Raw genomic sequence first — 22,483 nt, forward strand, 5'->3', positions numbered from 1 at the left:
GATGTTAGTCGATATTAATCTATTGCCTGAAAAGGAGAGGGAGCGCTCAACGCTTCTGTTAGCTGCACTGGCCATTCTCGGTGTGGCTGTTTTGTTTTGGGCGGTGCTGTTTTTCATTTCTAACGCGATGGAGGGGGAGACAGCCGACCTGGAACGTCAGCAAGCCGCTTTGCAGGAGGAGCAGCAGGCTGTCCAAAATCTGCTCCCCGTCTCCGATCATCTAGATGTCCGGAAACAGCTCGAGTTCACAGTACAGTGGGCGGAAAAAGTGCAATTCGACACTGTCCCGCTGTTGCAGGATATGATCAGTGCGTTGCCAGAACGCGGATTTTTCCGTTCCTTCGAATTCCTTTCGCCAAATTTGGCGACGGTCGTTGTCCAGTTCGATGACAAGCCAGAAGCATCCCATTACTACTCCCGGCTCGCGGCATCGGAATCGATCGAGCATGTCGCTCTGGAATCGGTGACAGCCGAAACGATGGATGAGGAAGCATTCGATGTCACGCATGACGTTATGCCCCGGTACTTGGCCACCTATTCGGTCACTTTCGTCGACCAGCGCAATTTGACGGAGCAACCGGTTGAAGAATCGGCAGACGAATTGGACATAGAAGGGGGCGGAACGGATGAGTAGTTGGTCGAAACGACAAAAGGAAGGGGCGCTCTTGGCCTTGGCCATCGTGTTCCTTATCGCTCTTTGTACATATTCCTATTTCATCATCTATGCCCCAGCGAAGGAAGCGAACGACCAGATGAAGCAGACGATCGCCAATGAACGGGACGTTCTGTTTGCGCTTCGCAAGCAGGCTGCGGGACAAACGTTGTCGAATGAAACCTCGGGAAGTTCGCAGCCATTGCAACGGAAAGTCCCTGTCAAGCCATTGGAGGAAGCGGTGCTCCTGCAAGTCGAAAAGGCGGAAGTCAAATCGGGAAGTTTTGTGCAAGATGTGACATTCACCCACAGCGATTATGTCATCGAAAATCCGCCGGATCATGTGGAAAATGTCAGTCGGCTGTTGACGGAAGTGTATCTCGAAGCCGCGTCCTATTTGGATGTCCAGAAGTTCATCGATGAAATCGAGAAGATGGAGCGGGTCTACGTGATCGAGTCCATTATGATCGATGCGCCGGAAGAGCTCCGTGACATGGAATCGGAAGTGGAACCGATGCAGATGACGATTGCATTCAATGCGTTTTATCGCGGCGATCTTATCGAGCTGGAGCCGGAAGCACCGAAGACAGATGCACCGCTGCCAGCCGACAAGGCGGACCCGACGCCGTACAATAGCGGGGTGGATCGGGAGGACGAGAAATGATCGTGCTCTGGACGTCGTTCTTTTTCCTTTACGGACTCATTTTCGGTTCCTTCTTCAACGTTGTCGGCTTGCGCATTCCAAAGAAGGAGTCCATCGTCTCGCCGCCGTCGCATTGCACGCAATGCGGCAGGCGGCTTGGTGTGCTTGACCTTATCCCGGTGTTCTCCTATCTGTTTCTGAGAGGGAAATGCAGGGGATGCGGTACGAAAATCAGCGTCATCTATCCGTTCATGGAGCTTGTAACGGGCGTACTCTTCGGGCTGTCCTATTATTTACTCGGGTTCAGCGCGGAGTTGATCATCGCGATTTTATTCATGTCGATGCTTGTCATCATCACGGTGTCCGACCTCGCGTACATGCTCATCCCTAATAAAGTGCTCCTGCCATTCGCCATCGTTCTTGGGGTGCTTCGGCTGTTTATCCCCTTGGCCCCATGGTGGGATGCGTTTCTGGGGGCTGCGGTGGGCTTCGGCATGTTGTTTTTGATCATGGAGTTGTCGAAAGGCGGCATGGGGGGCGGCGATGTAAAACTGTTCTTCGTCCTCGGACTCGTGCTCGGCACGAAATTGGTCCTGTTGACGCTATTCTTTGCGTCCGTCATCGGTTCGATTGTCGGCCTTCTCTTCTTAAAAAAGACAAAGCAGGGACGGAAGACGCCGATTCCCTTCGGCCCATCCATCGCACTTGGTGCTGTCCTGTCCTATTTCTGGGGGGCCGATTTTGTCAATTGGTACGGCAGTTTGTTTTTTTAAGTCATAAAATTTCCTCGAACAAGGCGACACACGTCTTGTTCTTTTTCATGCCCATTTTGTTACGGTTACTTATAAAAGCGAAGTTGCTTGGCCGAGGCTAGGCACGTGAGCTGAATACTGTAGAACGGGGTGGTTGGACATGAAGTTCGGAAAACGTTATTCCAAGATGACCGTTTTTGCTGCGATGCTGCATGGGGTGCTGATCGGGATTGCCGCAGTTGCGGTCATCGGATTTTTGATGCTCGGCACGAAAGGGAAAGAAACAGCCGGTTCCGCAACGCCGGAAGTGCCGACAGGGGGGCCGGCACCGGTTGAGACGACAGCACCCGCAGAGGAGCAGCCGATCCGCATGTATGCGAAACAGCATGGCGCCTTTTCTACGAGCGAAGCTGCGGCTTCGTTCATCGCGGAACAGCCGGCCCTTGCAAAGGCCGCCATCATTCAGGCAGACAATCAGTTTTATGTCTGGTCCGCAATCGGCTTGAAGGAAGGGGACATCGAGGCAAGCGAAGCGGAAGGGACCTATCGGAAAGCATTTTCCGTCGAAACGGCCGCATGCCAGTCGGTGGGAGCGGGCCAATTGAAAACGGTCTTGATGGAGACTGATATTGCCAAAATCAAAACTTTGGCGAGCCCAGAGAAGGGTGCGAAAGAGGATGCCCAAGCGAAGGGGTTTGCCCAGAATCTCTCGGCCATTACGGCTTTTACGGAAGATCTGGGGATCGTGCGGCTCCACCTTCTCTCCCATTACTCGCATACGGACCGATGTGCCAAAATTTCGTTTTAACCTCGAAAAACAGGGCAAAATGAAATTGTCGTCGTTTGGACACAATTCATTTATCCGATATGATGGGATAAAGGAGGTTAGGAACAATGAAATTCATGGCTGCAAAACCGGTCATTTTGGCGTCGGGATCGCCGCGTCGAAAGGAACTGCTCGGTCTGCTCGGTTTTCCGTTCGAGATTATTCTGAGCCAGGTTTCCGAAAATCTGGCGATCGGCGATATGGATAGGAAGCAATATGTCGAAGCATTGGCCAAGGAAAAAACAATGGCAGTCGCTCAATTGCATGATTCGGCTATCGTCATCGGTTCTGATACGATCGTTTCTCTGGACGGGCGGATTTATCCGAAACCGGAAGATGCGGAAGAAGCCAAACGCTTTTTGCAGGAGCTTTCGAATAACACCCATACTGTCACGACAGGGGTCGGCATCTACGTCAATGGCGAAGTCGTCACATTTTCCGTGGAGACAAAAGTGACTTTCCGGAAACTGGACATGGCCCTTATCGACGCTTATGTCGCTTCAGGGGATCCGATGGACAAGGCGGGGGCCTACGGGATCCAGACGGCGGGCGCCTTGTTCGTGGACAAGATCGAAGGGGATTACCATGCGGTCGTCGGTTTGCCAATCGCGAAGCTAGCGGCCTATTTACAAGGACTCGGATTAATTTCAATAGGAGGTCCCGTCCATTGACCACTGATCTGGAGAAAGAGTTGGACGTCGGTTTGGACATGGAACCGAAACTGATGATCCGGGACGTACATATTGCGGATCGGCCACGCGAGCGGCTCATCCGGCAAGGGGCGGACAGTCTTTCCAACCAGGAGCTGATCGCCATTCTTCTGCGGACTGGGACGAAAGAAGCGTCCGTCCTCGTGTTGGCCAATCGGATCTTGTCCACATTCGACAAAATCCAGGATTTGAAATATGCAACGATCGAAGAGATGACATCCGTGAAAGGGGTCGGCAAAGCGAAGGCGGTACAGCTTCTCGCAGCTGTTGAAATCGGTAAACGGCTGTACCGACAACATTCAGAAGGCCGGTATGTCATCCGTTCACCGGAAGACGCCGCCGCATACCTCATGGCCGATATGGCGTCCTTGAACCAAGAACATTTCGTCGCCCTGTTCCTGAACGTCAAAAACGAAGTGCTGCATAAGCAGACGGTATTCATCGGCAGCCTGAACTCTTCCATCGTGCATCCAAGGGAGATCTTCCGCGAAGCTGTCAAACGGTCGGCTGCATCTATTATCGTGTCGCATAACCACCCCTCCGGGAATCCAGCGCCGTCGCCAGAGGACATCGAAGTGACGAAACGGCTGACAGAGGCCGGGTCGATCATGGGCATCGATGTGCTGGACCATGTGATCATCGGCGATCATAAATTTATCAGTTTGAAAGAAAAAGGATATATGTGAGCTGCGCTAGTGGAAAGGACTTTTTCCACTGGCGCTTTTTTAGGGGTATAATGTAATGTGTAGATTAAAAAAAGGAATTTACTGGACTGGGACACTAGGCGTTCGTTCATAGAATCAAGATAGGATATATGTGACACTGTGAATTTGTTCTCCATTCCGTTATAATGTGTTGTATGATTTTAACTTGATTCAGCCAAATCTCTTTACCTGCCTTCTCGGTACAATAATGATTTGCTTGTTCAAGTTTTAACTGCCGGTGGATTTTACATTTCGCCGAGGACAATTGATGAATGCCGTCATGAACGGTTTAGAAGAAAGGAAGAACAATCTTGTTTGGATTTGGAGCAAAAGATGTCGGGATCGACTTGGGAACTGCGAACACTTTAGTTTTTATAAAAGGGAAAGGCATCGTATTGCGCGAGCCTTCCGTCGTTGCAAAAAATACGGTGACTGGTGAAATCGTGGCTGTCGGTAGCGCCGCGAAAAACATGATCGGCCGGACGCCGGGCTCCATCGTGGCCACACGTCCGATGAAAGATGGAGTTATCGCCGATTTCGAAACGACGACCGCGATGATCGAACATTATATGAAAGAAGCGATGAAGGCTTCCGGAGGCAACTTTAAAAAGCCGAACGTCATGATCTGCGTACCGTATGGCATCACATCGGTCGAGCAGCGTGCGGTTATCGATGCATCCCGTCAAGCGGGGGCAAAAGATGCGTTCACCATCGAAGAGCCGTTTGCCGCTGCAATCGGGGCAAATCTCCCAGTTTGGGAACCTACCGGCAGCATGGTCGTCGATATTGGTGGAGGTACGACGGAAGTTGCGGTTATCTCACTCGGCGGTATCGTGACGAGTGAATCGATCCGTGTTGGTGGGGACACGATGGATGGCGCCATCATCAGCTACATACGGAAAACGTACAATCTGACAATCGGTGAACGGACTGCAGAAGCGATTAAAATTGAAATTGGTTCTGCCAAAGTGGCTGGAAAGTCTGAAAAGATGGAAATCCGTGGACGCGATCTGTTGACCGGCTTGCCGAAAACGATTGATATCAGTTCTGATGAAATCGTCGAAGCATTGCGCGAATCGATTTTGCAAATCATCGACGGCGTGAAGAAGACGCTGGAAACGACACCTCCTGAATTATCGTCCGACGTAATGGAGCGGGGCATCGTGTTGACAGGTGGGGGAGCTCTTCTCCAAAACTTGGATAAGGTCATCTCCGATGAGACGAACATGCCTGTTTTCATCGCCGAAGATCCGCTTGACTGTGTAGCAATTGGCACAGGCAAAGCGTTGGATAATATTGAAATCATCAAAAAAATGCAAGCGAGATAATTGAGGGAGGATTCAGGCAATGCCGCGATTTTTTTCAAATAAACGATTGATTTTATTGCTCGTGGGCATCATTGTCCTCGTCGCTTTAATATCATTCTCCCTACGAGACCGGCAAAATGCCTCCCTACCGGAGCAAATTGTTAATGATGTCGTCGGCTTCGGTCAGTCCATTTTTTCGAAGCCGACGCATTATGTAACGAACGTCATCGGAAATATTGATGCAATCTTGAATACATACGAAGAGAATAAACGGTTGAAAGCGCGTCTAACGGAATATGCGGAGAACCAGGCAGCTTTGATGGATGTACAAGCTGAAAATAAACGCTTGCGCGACATCATCGGCAAGGAAGAGGACCTGCGTGCCTATGAACCAGTTCATGCGACAGTCATCTCTCGGAACCCCGATCAGTGGGAAGAGAAAATCATCATTGATAAAGGGCAAGTTCATGGGGTCAAAGAGAATATGGCCGTCATCACCGCCAATGGATTGATCGGCAAGATCATCCTCGTGAATAAATTCACCTCGACTGTGGAATTGCTTTCGACGGAAAATCGGAATTTCCGGGTCGCTGCCGTCATTCCGGGCGATAAGCCTGCTTTTGGCTTAATTGAGGGGTATGATCGGACACGCCGTGAATTGATCATGAAGCGAATTGATTCTTCCTTCGAAGTGGAAGAAGGCCAAAAGGTCATTTCATCTGGTCTTGGCGGCATTTTTCCCGCAGGTTTGCTCATCGGGGAAGTGACGGAAGTGTCGACGGACGACCACGGTTTGACGAAGATGGTGTTTATTCGTCCGGCGGCTGATTTTTCCATGTTAGATCATGTGATGGTCACGAAGCGCCAATCCGAGACGGTGGACGGAACTGATGGGAACGGGACGGCAGGTACCGAGGGGGAGGATGAATCATGAGCCGGTTCGTCATCCCTCTTATTGCTGTCCTTCTCTTTTTCCTGGAGCCGGTGTTCAGCCTGTTTTCGCCGATTGAGCTCGGGGGAGAGCGCTATACGCTAGTACCTCGGTTCGTCATCGTGTATCTCATTTTCATCACGGTTTTCTATAGCCGGCAACGGGCAATTGTCTACGGCATCATTCTCGGACTCTTGTATGATATGTTTCACATTGATATTATTGGCTTATATGCATTTCTTTTTCCGTTGATCTGTTTCATTGCCTCCTTGATAATCCGTCAAGTGCATCGGCATATGATGACAGTCATTTTGTTGATTTTATTTCTCATTGCGGTTCTCGAATTGCTTTCGTATTTCTTTGCCGCATTGGTTTCGTTGACGTCGATCGGGTTCGACGAATTCCTATCCAGCCGGCTTTTGCCGACTATGATCGCCAATTCGATATTCATCGCCCTTTTCGGTTGGCTGTTTAAAAATCTGATAGATAAGAGGATATTGCAACGACAGGGCGAAATTCTATGAATAAGGGGACTGCGGGGTGTCGCAAATGACGAAGCAGCAATATGTGACGATCAAAGGGACGAAAGATGGTCTTGTCCTTCGTCTTGATGATAAATGCGCGTATTCGGATCTGATGGCAGAGCTCCGCGATAAAGTGCAGGACAGTGCCTTGGAAGGGCTTGCGGAAGTACGGGTTCATACCGGCAACCGCTTTTGCACCGAGGAGGAATTGCGGGAAATCATGGGAATCATTCATGAATCTCCGAATCTCCGTGTCTCGAAAATCAAAAGTGATGTGATCACGATGGAAGAGTGCAATCGAAAAGTGATGGAGCAACAATCCGAGACGTTCGTCGGCATCGTACGCTCCGGACAAATTATTGAAGCGGAGGGCGATCTGGTCGTCATCGGCGATGTTAATCCGAATGGACAAGTCATCGCGGCGGGCAGTATTTTCGTCCTTGGTCGGCTGAAGGGGATGGCCCATGCCGGAGCGAACGGGAACGAGCAGGCGGTGATCGCCGCGTCGTGGCTCGAAGCGACACATCTCCGGATTGCCGATAAATTGGAAACGATGACAGATGAATTGACCATCTTATCCGAGCATCCGGAAATGGAATGCGCTTATTTGCATCCGAACGGATTCATCGCCATTGACCGTCTGCAGGAATTGCGAAATCTCCGGCCAGGTCTATCATCGTTCAAAGGAGGAAGCTAATTTGGGAGAAGCGATTGTAATTACATCTGGCAAAGGGGGCGTCGGCAAGACGACGACTACGGCGAATCTCGGAACAGCGCTTGCTCTGCAAGGCAGGAAAGTGTGCTTAGTGGACACGGATATCGGCTTGCGGAATCTCGACGTCATCCTCGGGCTGGAGAATCGGATCATCTACGATCTCGTCGATGTCGTCGACGGACGTTGCAAGATCCAGCAGGCGCTCGTCAAAGACAAACGGTTCGAAGACGGCCTGTTTTTATTGCCAGCCGCCCAAACGACCGATAAAAATGCGGTGACCGCCGAACAGATGAAGGCGTTGATTACTGAACTGAAACGCGATTATGATTATATTTTAATAGATTGCCCTGCGGGGATCGAGCAAGGGTATAAAAACGCGGTGGCGGGTGCTGACAGTGCCATCGTCGTCACCACGCCGGAAATCTCGGCCGTCCGAGATGCTGACCGGATCATCGGGTTGCTTGAGCAGGAGGACATCGAACCGCCGAAACTCATCATCAACCGCATCAAGCGGCAGCTCATGGATTCGGGGGATGCGTTGGATGTCAATGAAATCACGACCCATTTATCCATTGATTTGCTCGGCATCGTCTTGGATGATGAAAATGTCATCAGCTCATCGAACAAAGGCGAGCCGGTCGTCATGAATCCGGCGAACCCGGCCGCGACTGGCTACCGGAACATCGCCCGCCGCATCCTCGGCGAATCGGTGCCGTTAATGTCCCTCGATGGAGGGAAGCCCGGTTTCTTCGGGAAATTGAAATCCATCTTTGCAAGATGATTGGAAAACCTTCGACTTCGGTTGGAGGTTTTTTTGGTGGGTTTGGGGTTGATCTTTCTGCATTTCTAATTCCAGCTTTGGGCAACCGGGAAGGGGAGGCCAGGCCAGGCCGGTCCCTGCCAGTTTAGCTGTTTGCCCTTAGAGTTTGTGGGATTGTCCTTACAGTCGCCTAAATTGCCGTGACAGTTTCCCGGAGCCCTGACAGTTAAGGAGTTTTCCCTTAGAGTTTGGAAGATTGTCCTTACAGTTGTCCGAATTGCCATTACAGTTTCCTCGGGCCCTGCCAGTTTAGCTGTTTGCCCTTAGAGTTTGTGGGATTGTCCTTACAGTCGCCTAAATTGCCCTAACAGTTTCCCGGAGCCCTGACAGTTAAGGAGTTTGCCCTTAGAGTTTGGAAGATTGTCCTTACAGTTGCCCGAATTGCCATTACAGTTTCCTCGGGCCCTGACAGTTTGGCTGTTTGCCCTTAGAGTTAGGGAGATTGTCCTTACAGTCGCCTGAATTGCCGTGACACTTCCCCAGTTTGTTTCTTCCAAGATTAATTTCTACCTACTATTCCGGCCGCCTCCGACATATACTGAAAAAAACGGGTGGTGCGGACGGATGAAATGGAGGACGAAGTGGTTTTTGGCGCTCCTGTTGACAGTCGGGGTTTTCAGTGCCGCCAAGATGGAGAATCTAGGCGTTATTCAAAAGCCCGTCACGCCATACGTCACTTCCGGTAAAGATTTCGTGGCCATAAAGAAATGGATTGCTTCTATGATCGGCGATTCGGATGATGATACCATTGCGGTCATGGCAGGCGACCCCCATCGGGATGATCCATTTTCAGGATATGACTCCATGCAGCCGTTTCAAGACGGGGTCATTGCATCCTATTCGCAATCGTTGCCAATTGAGGCGCAGGGAAATGGGCTCGTCGTATTTACCGGGTTCACCCGTCAATCCGGGAAGACGATCACGGTTCTCTACGACGATGGCGATGAGGTGACGTACGGCTTTGTGGAAACCTTTTCAAAGCTTCCTTATACGACCGTCAAACGGGGGGACACGCTCGCGATGATGGGGGAAGGGACTGTGTATTTGATGGTGAAGCGTGACGGCGTTCCATTGGATGCGTCCTTGCTGCCGACGTATTTTTCGGGAGTAGGCAAATGAGGATGCGGCTTCATCCCGTGTTGTTGCCATTTTTCCTATTCCTTATCGGAACGGGGGGCATTGCCATGTATGCCCTCCTTTTTGTTTCTCTGCTGTTCCACGAAGCGGGGCATTTGGCAGCGACCCGTTTAGTCGGCATGCGTGTGCGGTCTTGTACGATCATGCCCTATGGCGGGGAATTGATCATCCCGGATCGGCAGCTGGCCCCGAAACGGGATCGGCTCATCGTCGCACTAGGCGGCCCGATAGCGACTGCGTTCTTGTTGCTGCTTGTTTCGGTCATTCCATTTCCGGGGCAGGATGACATGATTTTCATCCAACAAGCATTGTTGTTGTTGAATTTGCTGCCGATCCTTCCGCTGGATGGAGGACAAGCGCTCTGTGCCCTGTTGGAGAAGGAAGAGAACCGGTACCGCATCCGGTCTTTTTTTCTTCTTCACTCCATCTTCCTGTTATTGGTCGGAAGCATGTTGCTTGCAAGCTTTTTGCCCCAAAGCCTGCCTTATCTTCTCCTCTCGGCCTTTCTTCTCTTCCAGAATATCTCGGCGTTCCGGTTCCGGAAATACGGCCGGGCTTATGAACAGTTGAAAAAGCACGGAAAAAATATTAGCGAGAAAAACGAATAAACTATCAACTTAATACATAAGATAAATTCGGATCAGAAAAGAACAACAGGGTAGGAGGATTTCATGGATAATTCTTCTTCACAGAACAATAAAAAAGTTAATGAAAATAGCAAAAATGAGCAACTGGAACAATTCCGAATTCAAAATACAGGAAACCCTTTGACGACCAATCAATCTAAAAAGTTATCAAACGATGAGGACCAATTAAAGGCTGGTGTTCGCGGGCCTTCCTTGCGTCAGGACTATGAATTCTTTGAAAAGATGACACATTTTGTACATGAACCGATACCGGAAAGAAAAGTTCATGCAAGAGGCTACGGAGCCCATGGTGAGTTTGAATGCTACCAGTCGATGAGCCAATTTACAAAAGCCGGATTTTTGCAGGAGGCTGGAAAAAAGACTCCTGTATTTGTCCGGTTTTCTACTGTGCAAGGAAGCAGAGGGTCTAAAGATACGGCAAGGGATTTACGCTGTAAGGGTGTTAAGTTTTATACAGAGGAAGGCAATTACGACTTAACAACGATTGCCATGCCTGTATTAGTCAATCAAGACGCGATGAAGTTCCCCGATGTCATGCATGCATATCAGCCTGAGCGCACGATACCTTTTGGGATTATGTAGCGAATAACCAGGAATCGCTTCATATGGTGTTGTGGATCATGTCCGATCGAGGCATTTTAAGAAGTTATCGAATGATGGAATCATGGTCGATTAATACGTACCTACTTGTTAATGAACAAGGAGTAGCGACCTTTGTGAGGTTTGTTTGGAAACCTGTCTTGGGTGTCCATTCTTTGCTACAGGATGAGGCACAGAAAATCGGCGGGATCGATCCGGACTTCCATCGGCGGGATCTTAGAGAGGCGATTGACCGCGGAGCTTATGCTGAATACGAATTAGGCGTCCAGCTCATTTCGATGGAGGATGAGTTTAATTTCGATTTTGATGTTCTCGATCCTGCAAAGTTTTGGCCGGAAGAGGTCGTCCCTGTTCAGATGATCGGCAAGATGACCTTAAACCGGAATGTGGACAATGAATTTGCCGAATTGGAACAAGTCGCATTCAATCCGGCAAATGTCGTTCCAGGGATTGATTTCTCCAATGATCCCGTTTTGCAAGGTAGGTTGATCGCTTATCAAAGTGCGCAATATCATCGGCTGGGCAGTGCGAACTTCCAGGACTTGCCGATCAATCGGCCGATCTGTCCGTTTCATAATAATACAAGACAAGGTTTCATGAGATATCGGATCGATGTAGACCAGGTTAGCTATCATCGCAACTCGCTGGCGGATAATACGCCATATACAACGCCTCCGGAAGAAGGAGGTTATGAATCCTATCCGAAAAAAATAGATGGGCACGCCATACGGGCACGGAGCAAATCGTTCGATGATTTCTTCAGCCAGCCAAGGATCTTCTGGCATAGCTTGACACCCGTTGAAAAACAGCACACGATTGAGGCATTGAGCTATCAGCTAGGCAATGTAAAGAGTGAATCGGTCCGCCAGCAAAATGTCGATGTGTTAGTCAATGTCGATCAGGAAATGGCCACCATTGTCGCGGACAATATCGGTGTCAATCGTCCAAGCGGAACGAATGTCCCTGTGTCAACAAGCTACGCTTCCCTTAGCCAGGCGAATACACCTAGTTATGCCTATACGCAAAAAGTGGGCATCCTGATTGGCAATGGTTTCAATGGGAATGAAGTAAAAAATGTGCTGGATACGTTACAGCAATATGGAGTCTTCATCGAAATCGTAAGTGAACAGCTTGGTACAGTCACGGGGGATGATGGCACAACACTTGAAGTTACGAAGACTTTCCTTACGACAAACTCGGTTTTGCTCGATGCGATTTATGTTGTAGGGGGACGTACGAAAAGTGAAGGAAGATTTAATCAAAACGTCGTGCTTTTTGTCAATGAGACCTACAGACATTATAAGCCGATCGGTGTTGCCACATCCGGGCAGCCGTATATCCAAACGTCAGAAAACAATAATTTGGCTGGTGTGATTTTTGCAGCAGATAATCCCAACTTCGGGAATGATTTTGTCTCTGCCATTGCACAGAAACGGTTTTGGAACAGGAAATAGAATGAGGGATCCATTCGGGGGAATAACTTATGGTATTTCCCTGTTTTCATTCACTCAAAGGGAGATACGTTTGCTGAATTTTACGAATTATATAAGCTGCGGATTGTCTAAGGGTTGCTCTTCTCCTATACGCAACGTATTTTGCGCATTCAAGCTTAAAATTCTATGAAAACATTTCCCAATATGGACAGGAAGCTCGATGAAAATTGTTGTTAAGAGGTGTATTTAATAGCAGGATTAGTCTTCTAGCTCCATGATCAAGTCCAAGCATTATTCTTTTCTATAGCCCTCCATAGAAAACTTTGATTCCATCCTCTATACTTATAAAAACTATTTTTATGAGATGCCGTGCAAGAGATAAAGCCCTCTTCATGTCCTTTATCCGTTATATGCCGGGGAATCGAGCTGAGGCAACAGTGCAGCCTTGATGCCAACACTTGCGGGACAAAAATCCGCTATGGGTTAATAAAAAACAATTGCTCCAGATGGGATAGAACAAATCTCATACGTTCTCAATTGTAATGGAGAGGGAAAAGAACGGCTTGACGTAAAACTTTTGATATGGTAATATTCAAATGTTATTGTTTGTAGCACCCGTGCTACAACCGCTCTGAAAAGGTACAAGCATCCGTTGCGGATCACCTCGGAAGGCGAGTCTGAGTATAAAGGGGAGGTGCAAGGTATGTACGCAATCATTGAAACTGGCGGGAAACAAGTCAAAGTGGAGCAAGGTCAAGAGATCTTCATCGAGAAATTGGTGGGAGAAGCTGACGATGTCGTCACTTTTGACAAAGTCCTATTTGTAGGCGGAGATGACGTGAAAGTCGGAGCTCCATTCGTAGAAGGCGCAACTGTCACAGGCAAAATCGTGAAACAAGGTCGCGACCGTAAAATCACAGTCTACAAATATAAACCGAAAAAGAACTACCACAAAAAACAAGGTCATCGTCAACCATACACGAAAGTCGTTATTGACGGGATCAATCTGTAATTCGGCATGATCGAAGTTACGATTCATGAACAGTCGTCCGGCCGGATTCGGTCGTTTGAGATGAAAGGCCATGCGGATTACGCGGAGCACGGCAAGGATCTTGTCTGCGCCGGTGCATCTGCGGTATCATTTGGCGCTGTCAATGCGGTGATCGCCCTGACAGGTATGACGCCATCCATCCAACAAGGATCGGACGGCGGCTACTTGCAAGTCGAGTTTCCGGAAGGACACGAAGCCGAGCATGACATCCAAGTGATTTTGAAGACGATGGTCGTTTCTTTACAGACGATCGAACAGGATTATGGACAGCATATACAGATACGATTTATCAAATAGGAGGTGAAACCAATGCTACGCTTGGATCTTCAGTTTTTCGCATCGAAAAAAGGGGTAGGTTCGACAAAGAACGGTCGTGACTCCGAATCGAAACGTCTTGGCGCAAAACGTGCAGACGGTCAATTCGTTTCCGGCGGCTCGATCCTTTACCGCCAACGCGGAACGAAAATTCACCCGGGTGAAAACGTAGGCCGCGGTGGAGATGATACTCTATTCGCAAAAGTTGACGGCGTCGTTCGTTTCGAACGCTTCGGCCGTGACAAAAAGAAAGTCAGTGTGTACCCTGCTGCGCAGGAAGCATAATGATCGGAAAAGACCGCCGCGCGCGGTCTTTTTTTGTTGGTTGGAATGAAAGGCTGGATTCCACGTACGCCCATAAACTTGTCAGCTGCGCCGAAAAGTCCGCAGGGCTCGATCATCCCCCGTGCCCATAACTCCCCTCCAGCCATCCCCCTTCAAAAAAACAACATCAATTCTTTTGGCGTAGAAAGGGACGGAAGTGCTATACTGTATACATGTAAGAGTTGGCGGTGAAGGAAGATTGAAAAATAAACAGTTGTCTGTGGCAGAAACGTTAAAATTTGCAAGGCATGACTTTTTAAATGATCTTCAGTTAATTCTGATGCATATCGATCTGGGGCAACTGCCCGAGGCCAAGAAAACCATCCAGGCGGCGACAGGGCGGATGCGCCAAAGCGCGCTATTGGAAAAGCTCGGGCTTCCGAAAACCGCCCTGTGGCTCAGTACGTTCAGCTGGCGGTTCCCTTCATTCACAACGAAGTTGAATTGCGAAATCCAGCAGGCGATCGGGCAGGTGGAGGACGAATTGCTTGTGGAGTTTCTTGAGATGGTGTTCCAGGAAGCGGTGAAGCGGTTGGATGTTACCGCAGCTTATGATTTGCAGATCGATGTCCATTCGTCGAAGACTGATTGGTTCATCCGGTTCCAAGTGGAAGGGCCGCTGGAGAATCAACAGCCTATACCAGCGGTAGCGGGTGCGTTTACGGTCGACGGGTCAATTTCACATAATCAATGGATGTTCACTGTACGTGGACAATAGGAGGATATCAATCAATGTTTGTCGATCATGTAAAAGTGTATGTCAAAGGCGGTGACGGAGGGGATGGAATGGTCGCCTTCCGCCGGGAGAAATATATCGCCTACGGTGGTCCCGCCGGTGGGGATGGAGGCCGGGGAGGCAATGTCATCTTCATCGTGGATGAAGGACTGCGCACCTTGATGGACTTCCGGTATCAACGCCATTTCAAAGCGTCAAAAGGGGAGAACGGCGGCAGCAAGAACCAGCACGGCCGTGGGGCATCTGACATGGTTGTCAAAGTTCCGCCAGGCACGGTCGTGACCGACGCCGAAAGCGGTACAATCATCGCCGATCTCGTGGAACATGGCCAAAAAGCGGTCATCGCGAAAGGCGGCCGAGGCGGGCGCGGGAACAGCCGCTTCGCCACTCCCCGTAACCCAGCACCGGAATTATCCGAAATGGGCGAGCCGGGGGTAGAGCGCGAAGTCATCCTGGAGCTGAAAGTATTGGCGGATGCCGGACTGGTCGGTTTCCCGAGTGTCGGCAAGTCCACTCTATTGTCCGTTGTTTCCGCTGCGAAACCGAAAATTGCCGATTACCATTTTACGACCCTTGTTCCGAACCTCGGCATGGTGGAAACGGAAGACGGCCGGGCCTTCGTTTTAGCCGACTTGCCGGGATTGATCGAAGGAGCACATGAGGGGGTTGGATTGGGTCACCAATTCCTGCGCCATATTGAACGGACGCGGGTCATCGTCCATGTCATTGATATGTCAGGGCTGGAAGGGCGCGACCCATACGAAGATTACGTGACCATCAATGAAGAATTGGAAAAATACAATTTGCGTCTCACTGAAAGGCCGCAACTCATCGTCGCGAATAAAATGGATATGCCGGATGCTGAAGAGAATCTGGAGCGATTCAAGGAACAGCTAAACGATGAAGATGCGAAAATCTTCCCGATTTCCGCCATCACCCGGAAAGGGTTGGATGAGCTTTTATTCGCCGTGGCGGAACTGCTTGAAACGACGCCGGAATTCCCAATTCATGAAGTTGTCGAGGAAGAGGAACATTCGGTATTGTACAAGCATGAATCGGAAACGCCTGATTTTGAAATTTCCCGTGATGATGACGGGGCCTATGTCCTGTCAGGCTATACGATCGAGCGCCTATTCAAGATGACGGACTTCAACTTCGACCAATCCGTCCGCAAATTCGCGAGACAAATGCGCGGGATGGGCGTGGACGACGCGCTGCGGGAACGTGGGGCGAAAGACGGCGACATCGTCCGAATCCTGAATTTCGAATTTGAATTTATTGAATAAACAACGGCAAAGCCGGATCGACTCCCGCATCGGAAGGAATTAGATGAATTGCGTCCTCCGACTGGGCATTCACCGGACTTTTGCGAACCTCTATAGATGAAATAGAAACTGTCCAAGGGGGATCGTGATGAAACAATTGGGGGAAGGGCAGCATTTTTATTTGGTCAGGGAAGATGCTTTGACCGAATCCATGCAGAAAATGCTGGAAGCCAAACGTTTGCTGGCAAGCGGGGAGGAAACTACGATTCAAGAGGCGACAAAACGGGTTGGTTTGTCGCGCAGTGCGTTTTATAAGTATCGCGATACGGTGTTTCCTTTCGAATCGATCACAAGCGAAAGGATCTTGACGATTTTCATTCAATTGGAAGATCGGAAAGGCTCGCTCGCCACTTTGTTGCGGATCATTTCGGAAGCGAAATGCAATGTCTTGACCATTCACCAGACGATTCCAGTTCAAGCTCGGGCGAATATCACCTTATCGCTCAATGTGACGGAGATGTCCATCAAATTGGAAGAGTTTTTAGGGCGGCTCAAGGCACCTGAATTTGTCGACTCTGTCGTGTTGATCAGTTCGGGGGCCATTTGAGCCGGGTTTCCCTCCCGGATAGTGTTGCATGCCGTCCGTGATGGGGCGGCGTTGTTATTGATTGGAACAATTGGAGGCTAGATGTATGAAGAACTCAACATTTTCACCGACGGTTGCCTATTTGGGGCCTGAGGGTTCATTCACCCATATTGCGGCGACCCATTTATTCGGGTCGATGGGGTTGGTGCCGCAGCAGACGATACCTGATTGCATCGAAGCGGTCACGGTCGGTCATGTCGCCTATGCGGTCGTCCCATTGGAAAACGCGTTGGAAGGCTCGGTCCCGATGACGATGGATTATTTATTCCACGGAAACGACCTGTTCATCAATGCGGAATTGTCGATCCCGATTGAACAGCATCTTCTGATCCACGAACGGCAACTGGACTACGTGGAGGAATTGGAGTCAATCCATTCGCACCCGCATGCGTTGGCGCAATGTCATAAGTATTTGCAAAATCATTACCGCCGGGTTCCGCTCATTCAGACGACATCCACAGCGGCTGCTGCGAAATACGTTCAAGAGCATCCGGAAAAGCGGATTGCAGCAATCGGCAACCGGCTGGCGGCGGAAAAATATAATTTACGCATTGCGGAAGAGAGCATCCATGACTTCCGCACTAACCATACCCGTTTTGTGGTCCTGTCGTTGCGTAAGGAATTTTTGGAATTGGATGGAAAATCGGAAAGCGCTAAAACGACTTTGATGATCAAATTGCCGGATGAGGACCGACCGGGTATCCTGCACCAGATCCTATCCGTCTTCGCGTGGCGCCGTCTGAACTTGAGCAAGATTGAATCCCGTCCGATGAAAACCGGATTGGGCCATTATTTTTTCATCATCGACGTTCTGGAGGATGAACAGCATCCGATGATGAAAGGTGCGTTTGAAGAATTGGCCGCACTGAATTGCGCCGTCCATTCGCTTGGTTCCTTCTATACATATGAACAACAACCGTCACGCTGAACAAGCATGGCGGTTCTTTTAATTTTGGATTTCGACAAATGGCTAACCGTATACTACTCTTTGCACTTTCATATACATGATTAGAGGGAGGTTCCGCTTTGTGTCATAAATTGGGCGTCACAAAGCGGGCCATCCGTTCATACGATGGAATGATGGAAGGGGGAAATTTGTTAGTGGAAGTCCATGTTGTTGTCAAAGGGGATACCCTATGGAAAATTGCCAGACAGTACGGGATCCCATTCGAAGAGCTGAAACGGGTGAATGCACATCTGGCGAATCCCGATTATATCGTACCCGGCATGAAAATTTTCTTGCCCGCCACGCATGTGAAAAAGGGGGAGACAAAACCCCAAGTAAAGCCGGGAGATAAAGGGCAGGCTCCGAAGCCACCGCAACAGAAGCCGCCAACATCCAAGCCGATTCCGCTGCCGCCCGCTCCTGAAGTGAAGCCTGAGCGGCCGCCTGTCGCACCGCCGTCGCCGCCAGTCACTGAAATGCCGCAGATGCCGCAGATGCCGCAGATGCCGCAGATGCCGCAGATGCCACAGATGCCGCAGATGCCACAGATGCCGCAGATGCCACAGATGCCGCAGATGCCGCAAATGCCGCAGATGCCACCAGTTCAGGAAATGCCACAACAGCAGCCGATGCCAATGCCAATGCCTCCAGCACAGGTTCATCCGATGCCATGTTGTCCGCCGATCATTAGCATTCCATGCGGTTGGCTTCCAATCTTTGATGCGGACTGCTATCCATTCATGCATTCCGGTCAAATCCAAGCAATGCCGACACCAATGCCTGAAGTGTTACCCGAAAGGGATATGGACATGGTCAAGGATGAATCTCCGATGCTGCCAATGACACCTATGACACCGATTGCGCCAGCTACTCCACCGCCGCCAATGCCACGATTCGCAACTGAAGGATGGCAAATGTTGGAGTCGCCGGATATTGATGCGGATGAAATCCCGTTGATGGAATCCGTCTATTGTCCACCGGAAGATGGGTATGTCCCGCAAGCTGTCTCGCCTATCATGCAGCCGGAGCAGTGGGGTCCTCTCATGCCGATGCCTCACCACCATCATCATGGATGCGGTCAAGGCCATGGATGCGGGTGCGGTTGTGGAGGAGGACATCAGATGCCGATGGTGTCACCGATCCATGTTATGCATCCATGCGGTTGCCATATGATGGCACATCCATATGGATACAATTGGCACGGGAACCACTGACGGGTGTATGGCACTGGATGAGCGATATAAACAAATAAAAGAAAACGTATGGAAATGGGAACAAGGGAAGAATTGTTTTTCAGTGAAACGATACCGTTCCATGTCTACCGCCATGAAAGTCCGACATATCCATGAAGAATTGCGCTCAATCGATTTTCCACACCTCATCCCGGTTGCCGCAGAGAGTGGCGATGGCCCTCTGACGTTTGTTCAACCTTGGCTGGAGGAGGCAAGGGCGGTTAATTTTAAAAAGAGGGCGGATCGGACCGATTCCCTTGCCGCCCTCCATGCCTTGCATGCTACTAGGAAAGACGTGGAATGGGCCGTTTCACCTTATTTGCATATCCACCCGCTCGTTGCCAAATGGGAAGACCGGATCGAGAGGTTCCATGACATCAGGGGGCCTTGCGAAACGTTCCTCGGGAAAGGGCCGGTGGATGACATTTTGTTCTATGCGACAGAGGCGATGAGCGTCATCCGGAAAACGTATGTCGGAACGAAGGACCTCACTTTGCTGCATGGCGATGTCGTACATCATAATATCCTTCGGGACCAATCCGGCATTATCCGGTTCATCGACTTCGACCTCGCTTGTTCGGGCCCGGCAGGTACGGAAGTCGCCTTGTGGATTCACCGGGTGATGCCTCAAATCGGATATGATATTGAATTCCTGTTTGATGAACAGCCGAGCCTGAAGGAATTGGATCCCGACTTGCTGCCGCTTTTGCTTTATCCTAACGAATTGCTTCGCGAATGGCTTCATTTATTCACACTGCCTGCCGACAGTCGGGCGAGGCAAGCGAATCGCCTCCTCCCATTCACACAGAGCGCACTCTCTCATTGGCCGAAACTATGGTATGATGTAGAACGGATCAATATATGAGGAGTGAAGTCATGGCAGGGCATTCCAAGTGGAAAAACATCCAAGCGCGCAAAGGGGCACAAGATGCAAAGCGGGGGAAGATTTTCCAGAAGATGTCGAAAGAAATTTATGTCGCGGCTAAAGCGGGTGGATCCGACACGGATTCCAACGCTGCATTGCGGCTAGCCATCGAAAAAGCAAAAAGCGCCAACGTCCCGAATGATGTCATCAAACGAGCGATCGACAAAGCAACTGGAGCGGGGGCAGCCGAGCATTATGAAGAAGTCGTCTATGAAGGATACGGTCCCGGCGGCGTCGCCGTATTGGTGTACTGCTTGACCGAAAACCGCAACCGGACGGCGCCGAATATCCGGGTCGCTTTCAACAAGAACGGGGGCAGCCTCGGGGAAAGCGGATCGGTCAGCTACCTATTCGATCGGAAAGGCCGCTTGTTCATCGAACGGACAGCCGACACCGACGAAGATGCCGTTATGATGGCGGCACTGGAAGCAGGCGCGGAAGATATCGTGTCGACCGAGGAAGGATTCGAAGTGTTGACAACGCCTTCCGATTTCCTAAGTGTCAAGGGCGCATTGGAAGAGGACGGCATCGAATTCGTTTCAGCTGAAATCGAAATGGTCCCTTCCATGTACAACGAACTTTCCGGGGAAAATGAAGAGCTGTTTGAAAAGATGATCGACGCGCTTGAAGATGATGATGACGTGCAGGATGTCTATCATAATGCGAGTGAATGAGGAATGGGCTGTCCGGGCGTTGATACATCAAGGGTTTGAAGAGGGTTATCATGATTCATGATTTTAACATGTAGAAATATCCGTTTTGTTACGATATACATGTAAAAATAAACCCGATTTTCTTATGACATTTAAAAAAGACATTTCCGTCAAGTATTGTTGAAAAACAAACTTAACAGGAGGTGTCTTTTTTGTTGTTGGTCGATGTTTTAAAAGGGTTTATTTATGACATTGAATCAAATAACTATTCCCATCGAGCCATAAGAGGTTACAGAAATAAACTTAGCTTCTTTAGATTCATAGCAACAGATTTTGAGATTGAGGAAGTAGAAGATGTTAGATCGATTCACATTGAGTCATCAAGAAACACAACTAGAAATTCACAAGTAGAGATATACGTGAAATTATTGTTAGATGATTCAAGGAAAAAGATGGAGGAAACTGTTAAACTTAAGGGGGAAAAGAAAATTTAACTTTCAATTGTGGCAGATAGTGAAAAATTACAGGTATTTATCAAATTGAGGTGATTATATTTGACGGAAAATAAGTTATATTCTAAGACGAAAATGTCTAAAATGCTTGGGTGGTCAGAAGGCGGCGGAAGAAGATGGGTAAAAGAGTTTGAGGAATATATCCCCATTACTGTGTTTAATAACAGAATAATGTATGATGATGAATCGGTTAGGATATTAAAATTTTTGAAAGACTTAAATAAGTCAGGTTTAACTATGGTAGAAATTAAAAAATGGGTTGTGAAGAATGGTATTCCCGAAAATGAAGGAGAATCTAAGAAGGTAATTGCAAAAAATGAGTCTAAAATTGTTAGTCATGAGTTCAATCCTCAAATTGCTTCAACAATTCCAACAGTCAAAGAGCTTTTAATTCCATATTTAAATGAGTTGAAAGACGGGAGCCCCTATACGGCTAATGAACTAACTCAGAAAATTGTTAAGCTATATAATTTATCAGAGCGACAACAAGTTATGAAATATGAAACCAACACAGATGCAATCTTTTTATCACGCATTCGTGGGGTTAGATACAGCCTAAAGAAAGAAGGTTACATTAACGAAATAAACAAGCTCACATATCAAATTACTCCTGATGGATTGGCTTTGTTAGATGAAAACATTGTGGATATTGCAGAAGAAGTTAATGAGATGGAAAAATTGATCGATCCTTTGACTGCAATTAAAGACAACATCAATGATCTACATGAGCAATTATCAAAAGATTTATTGAAAACGCTATCAAATTTAGACTGGAAGAAGTTTGAAGACATCGTGGTTGATCTATTGACCAAGATGGGTTATGGAGACGGAGAGGTTACCCAAAGATCAAATGACGAAGGATTAGATGGAATTATTAAAGAGGATAAATTAGGATTGGAAAATATTTATGTTCAAGCCAAAAGGTATGGCATGGGGAATTCTGTAGGTAGGGAAGCTGTTCAAAGTTTTTCGGGGGCATTAGATGCAAAAGGGGCAAGAAAAGGTGTTTTTATAACAACATCACATTTTACTGATAAAGCTAAAGCATATGCCGATAGGCTAGAGTCAAAAAGAATTATTTTAATAGATGGAAAAGAACTTACAAATTTAATGATAGCATATAATGTTGGCGTTAATAAAAAAGTATCTTTTGTGATTAAAGAAATAGATTTCGGTTATTTTGATGAAGAGTAAATTGTGTTAGGTGTTTTATATGTAACCGATATAATACTAAAATCATCATTTTATATAGAACGAACAAATGATTTGTAAGGGTTGGCTCCAGTTGCTTGTAGTGGAAGGCGGCGACTCCAGCGGGAACAGCACGAGCTGAAAGCCCCGCAGGAGCGCAGCGACGAGGAGATTGAAGCCGTGCCCGCGGAAAGCGTCCGCCTGGAACGGAAAGCAACGGTTTGTTGATAATGTCCCTTTTCCTTAGTTCGTTTTATATAGATTGGAAAATCCAGATGCCAACAAA

At 48.7% G+C, this 22,483-nt stretch carries 25 protein-coding genes, 1 pseudogene and 1 other annotated feature; all 26 genes and pseudogenes read left to right on the forward strand.

The window, feature by feature from the left end; all coding sequences use genetic code 11:
- Position 1 precedes the first annotated feature (1 nt).
- The 26 genes and pseudogenes from MKY41_RS01965 (at position 2) to MKY41_RS02090 (ending at position 22,200) form a co-directional block, all read left to right on the forward strand.
- Positions 2-634 (forward strand): fimbrial assembly protein, encoded by a 633-nt coding sequence (locus tag MKY41_RS01965; RefSeq protein ID WP_340743452.1) that lies wholly within the window; start codon positions 2-4, stop codon positions 632-634.
- Positions 627-1,316 carry a pilus assembly protein PilO gene (locus MKY41_RS01970; RefSeq protein WP_340743453.1) on the forward strand — a complete coding sequence of 230 codons (690 nt, stop codon included), beginning with the start codon at positions 627-629 and terminating at the stop codon, positions 1,314-1,316. Before MKY41_RS01965 ends, MKY41_RS01970 begins: the two co-directional genes overlap by 8 nt.
- Positions 1,313-2,068: a prepilin peptidase gene (locus MKY41_RS01975; RefSeq protein WP_340743454.1), complete on the forward strand. Its 756-nt coding sequence runs from the start codon at positions 1,313-1,315 to the stop codon at positions 2,066-2,068. The genes MKY41_RS01970 and MKY41_RS01975 overlap by 4 nt, the downstream gene beginning before the upstream one ends.
- A 139-nt stretch (positions 2,069-2,207) precedes the next feature.
- Positions 2,208-2,855 (forward strand): hypothetical protein, encoded by a 648-nt coding sequence (locus MKY41_RS01980; protein WP_340743455.1) that lies wholly within the window; start codon positions 2,208-2,210, stop codon positions 2,853-2,855.
- Positions 2,856-2,941: 86 nt separating this feature from the next.
- Entirely contained in the window at positions 2,942-3,544 is a 603-nt protein-coding gene (locus MKY41_RS01985; RefSeq protein WP_340743456.1) for a Maf family protein, read from the forward strand.
- A 53-nt stretch (positions 3,545-3,597) separates the two neighbouring features.
- Positions 3,598-4,269, forward strand: coding sequence for a RadC family protein (gene radC / locus MKY41_RS01990; RefSeq protein ID WP_340745606.1), 672 nt, complete (start codon positions 3,598-3,600; stop codon positions 4,267-4,269).
- Between the two features lie 329 nt (positions 4,270-4,598).
- The gene (locus MKY41_RS01995; protein ID WP_340743457.1) at positions 4,599-5,615 is read left to right on the forward strand and encodes a rod shape-determining protein; all 1,017 of its coding nucleotides are present in this window, start codon (positions 4,599-4,601) and stop codon (positions 5,613-5,615) included.
- Between the two features lie 19 nt (positions 5,616-5,634).
- Complete coding sequence (mreC, locus tag MKY41_RS02000) at positions 5,635-6,528, forward strand: rod shape-determining protein MreC (protein WP_340743458.1); 894 nt, start codon at positions 5,635-5,637, stop codon at positions 6,526-6,528.
- Entirely contained in the window at positions 6,525-7,049 is a 525-nt protein-coding gene (gene mreD, locus MKY41_RS02005) for a rod shape-determining protein MreD (protein WP_340743459.1), read from the forward strand. The genes mreC and mreD overlap by 4 nt, the downstream gene beginning before the upstream one ends.
- A 25-nt stretch (positions 7,050-7,074) precedes the next feature.
- A complete protein-coding gene (gene minC, locus MKY41_RS02010; protein ID WP_340745607.1) occupies positions 7,075-7,746 on the forward strand; it encodes a septum site-determining protein MinC in 672 nt (223 codons plus the stop codon).
- A 1-nt stretch (position 7,747) separates the two neighbouring features.
- Positions 7,748-8,545 (forward strand): septum site-determining protein MinD, encoded by a 798-nt coding sequence (minD, locus tag MKY41_RS02015; protein WP_340743460.1) that lies wholly within the window; start codon positions 7,748-7,750, stop codon positions 8,543-8,545.
- Between the two features lie 603 nt (positions 8,546-9,148).
- Complete coding sequence (locus tag MKY41_RS02020) at positions 9,149-9,703, forward strand: M23 family metallopeptidase (protein ID WP_340743461.1); 555 nt, start codon at positions 9,149-9,151, stop codon at positions 9,701-9,703.
- Positions 9,700-10,329, forward strand: a complete 630-nt coding sequence (locus MKY41_RS02025; protein ID WP_340743462.1) for a site-2 protease family protein — start codon at positions 9,700-9,702, stop codon at positions 10,327-10,329. The genes MKY41_RS02020 and MKY41_RS02025 overlap by 4 nt, the downstream gene beginning before the upstream one ends.
- A gap of 63 nt (positions 10,330-10,392) precedes the next feature.
- Positions 10,393-12,422: pseudogene (locus tag MKY41_RS02030) on the forward strand (catalase).
- 593 nt (positions 12,423-13,015) lie between these two features.
- Positions 13,016-13,090, forward strand: a sequence feature (ribosomal protein L21 leader region).
- A gap of 14 nt (positions 13,091-13,104) precedes the next feature.
- Positions 13,105-13,413, forward strand: a complete 309-nt coding sequence (gene rplU, locus MKY41_RS02035; RefSeq protein ID WP_041075333.1) for a 50S ribosomal protein L21 — start codon at positions 13,105-13,107, stop codon at positions 13,411-13,413.
- A 6-nt stretch (positions 13,414-13,419) separates the two neighbouring features.
- Entirely contained in the window at positions 13,420-13,749 is a 330-nt protein-coding gene (locus MKY41_RS02040) for a ribosomal-processing cysteine protease Prp (RefSeq protein ID WP_340743463.1), read from the forward strand.
- 12 nt (positions 13,750-13,761) lie between these two features.
- Positions 13,762-14,052 (forward strand): 50S ribosomal protein L27, encoded by a 291-nt coding sequence (gene rpmA / locus MKY41_RS02045; protein WP_340743464.1) that lies wholly within the window; start codon positions 13,762-13,764, stop codon positions 14,050-14,052.
- A gap of 238 nt (positions 14,053-14,290) precedes the next feature.
- A complete protein-coding gene (locus MKY41_RS02050; protein ID WP_340743465.1) occupies positions 14,291-14,809 on the forward strand; it encodes a Spo0B domain-containing protein in 519 nt (172 codons plus the stop codon).
- 14 nt (positions 14,810-14,823) lie between these two features.
- Positions 14,824-16,113, forward strand: a complete 1,290-nt coding sequence (gene obgE / locus MKY41_RS02055; RefSeq protein ID WP_340743466.1) for a GTPase ObgE — start codon at positions 14,824-14,826, stop codon at positions 16,111-16,113.
- A gap of 127 nt (positions 16,114-16,240) precedes the next feature.
- Entirely contained in the window at positions 16,241-16,699 is a 459-nt protein-coding gene (locus MKY41_RS02060; RefSeq protein ID WP_340743467.1) for an ACT domain-containing protein, read from the forward strand.
- A gap of 85 nt (positions 16,700-16,784) precedes the next feature.
- Complete coding sequence (gene pheA / locus MKY41_RS02065) at positions 16,785-17,666, forward strand: prephenate dehydratase (protein ID WP_340743468.1); 882 nt, start codon at positions 16,785-16,787, stop codon at positions 17,664-17,666.
- A gap of 98 nt (positions 17,667-17,764) precedes the next feature.
- Positions 17,765-18,898, forward strand: coding sequence for a LysM peptidoglycan-binding domain-containing protein (locus MKY41_RS02070; RefSeq protein WP_340743469.1), 1,134 nt, complete (start codon positions 17,765-17,767; stop codon positions 18,896-18,898).
- Entirely contained in the window at positions 18,870-19,781 is a 912-nt protein-coding gene (locus MKY41_RS02075; RefSeq protein WP_340743470.1) for a phosphotransferase, read from the forward strand. Before MKY41_RS02070 ends, MKY41_RS02075 begins: the two co-directional genes overlap by 29 nt.
- Positions 19,782-19,792: 11 nt before the next feature.
- Complete coding sequence (locus MKY41_RS02080; RefSeq protein WP_340743471.1) at positions 19,793-20,515, forward strand: YebC/PmpR family DNA-binding transcriptional regulator; 723 nt, start codon at positions 19,793-19,795, stop codon at positions 20,513-20,515.
- 191 nt (positions 20,516-20,706) lie between these two features.
- On the forward strand, positions 20,707-20,988 hold the full coding sequence (locus MKY41_RS02085) for a hypothetical protein (RefSeq protein ID WP_340743472.1): 282 nt from the start codon (positions 20,707-20,709) through the stop codon (positions 20,986-20,988).
- Positions 20,989-21,048: 60 nt separating this feature from the next.
- Positions 21,049-22,200, forward strand: coding sequence for a restriction endonuclease (locus tag MKY41_RS02090; protein WP_340743473.1), 1,152 nt, complete (start codon positions 21,049-21,051; stop codon positions 22,198-22,200).
- Positions 22,201-22,483 lie beyond the last annotated feature (283 nt).

Origin of the sequence: Sporosarcina sp. FSL W7-1349, from assembly GCF_038003045.1 — a bacterium.
GTDB lineage: Bacteria > Bacillota > Bacilli > Bacillales_A > Planococcaceae > Sporosarcina.